This window comes from Deltaproteobacteria bacterium (assembly GCA_009930495.1).
Classification (GTDB): Bacteria; Desulfobacterota; Desulfovibrionia; order Desulfovibrionales; family Desulfomicrobiaceae; genus Desulfomicrobium.
The window spans coordinates 1-1,772 of record RZYB01000342.1 but is presented as its reverse complement, the minus strand read 5'-3'; the positions used below and the strand labels follow the sequence as shown (position 1 = coordinate 1,772).

Here is a 1,772-nt window from a genome sequence, read left to right as displayed (position 1 = left end):
AGGATCACACCTGGGTCCTCGTCCGGCTGGTGTTCCATGAGGGGCGGTTGGGTGGGGAGTGGGTGTGTGAGGTGTGCGGGGTGCTGTTGTGGACGCCGCGGGGGTTGCCGCGGGTGGTGTACTGGGACTAGGCTGTACTCACTATCCCGCCCGTCATGGAATGACGAATCCCGGAATTGGCAGCCGGGCGAACCCGAGTCCCCCTAGCTCCACGGAGCAGGGGGATTCGGCTTATCTAGGCGGCGCGCGGTGCCGGTGTGACCACGTAGGAGTCCCGCCACCCGTCGTTCTCCTGCCGCTTCACCCACTGGTCCATGGGGTACACCCCGGCCTGCCAGGCGTCGAACCCACGGTCCCCGAGGATGGCCCTCTGGTCGGAGACCTTCAACCGGTCGAACCACTTCGCCTTGTCCACCTGCAACGACGGGGGCTCCTCGATCCCGGTGAACCCGAGCTCCTCCCACGTCTTCGTGACGGGGACGCGCGTACACCGGCACTGTTGGTGTCCGAGGGGGCCGGGGGTGGTGACGTCGAACCGTTCCCCGTGCATGGCGATGCAGGCACGGCAGGTGCGCTTGTCGAGGTGCGCGGTCCACTCCCACCGGTCCACGATGTCCCGGTTGGCGGTGTGGACGACCTGTGCGGCGGCCCGGTGGGCGTCGATGGTCTCGGTGCGGGCGATGGTCAACGCCCGGGTCAGGCCACCGTTCCACTGGTCCTCAATGCCACGCAGGGCACGCCGGGCAGACACGCGGGGGTTGGCGCCCACGGCGATGCCGCGCAGGAGTTCCCGGCGGATCGCGGCCTGCGCCTCCACCTCCAGCTTGTACGTGGTCTTCGTGATGCGCTGCGTGACCCGGGTGACCATCGCAGCCACCTGCACGGGGTCCGCGCCAACCACACCAACGGTGAGCCCACCCACCGTCGCCTGGGTGGCGAGCATCCCACCCACTTGGGCGGTCGCTGTGGGCAACTGGGTTGCCAGCATCCGTTCCGCTGCCGTGATGGCATCGTCGATGCCCTGCCGAATGTCGTCGGTGATGATCTGGTTGGTCTGGGCGACCACGAGCCCCAACGAGTCCCCGACCGCGGCCAGCGCGGCCTGCAACCGTTGCGACCTGAGGATCATGGTCCTCGTGACCCGGCCGTCGTCGGTCGCCGCAGCAAGCTCGGCGATCGCGGCCTCAAGTTCGCCGGCCACCTGGTCCCAGGTGAGGGCCCAGACGGTGACGAGGCGGCGGGTCTTGTCGTCCAACCGGGCGTTCAGGGTGGCGAGGGCCTTGGACTCCTCGGCGAGGGTGTCGGTGTTGATGGCCATGTCAGAGGACCTGGGTGGGGTCCTGACCGGCCCGGAACGCGGCAGCAGCGAGGGTGCCGATGTTCGCGGACTCGGCGCGGGCGTTGTCCGCGATCTGCTTGGCCTGCTCCGGGTCGTGCCCGGCCTCGATGAGGTTGTCCTGCAGCGTGTAGCCGAGGTCCTGGCGCTTCAACGCGGCGTCGAGGCGTTCGGTGTCGTCGGTGGGGGTGGGGTCCTCCCACACGGGCCACACGTCCGGGACGCCCAGCAGGGTGGCGAGGCGGGCGACCTGGGGGGAGATGTCCTGCATGTAGTCCCGCACCCGCGCCGTCCTCGATGAGACGAGGGTGCGGAGGGATGCGCCGGACGGGATGTTGCCGAGGTCGGGGACGATGTCGGAGGCGGGGACCCCGACGACGCGGGCCATCCACGACCCGTACGCCTCCATCACGTCGAGAATGTTCTTCGACGACGG

At 69.1% G+C, this 1,772-nt stretch carries 1 protein-coding gene; it reads right to left on the bottom strand.

Annotated features, from left to right (window positions below):
- Positions 1–235 precede the first annotated feature (235 nt).
- A complete protein-coding gene (locus EOL86_14500; GenBank protein ID NCD26782.1) occupies positions 236–1,318 on the bottom strand; it encodes a hypothetical protein in 1,083 nt (360 codons plus the stop codon).
- Positions 1,319–1,772: the final 454 nt, after the last annotated feature.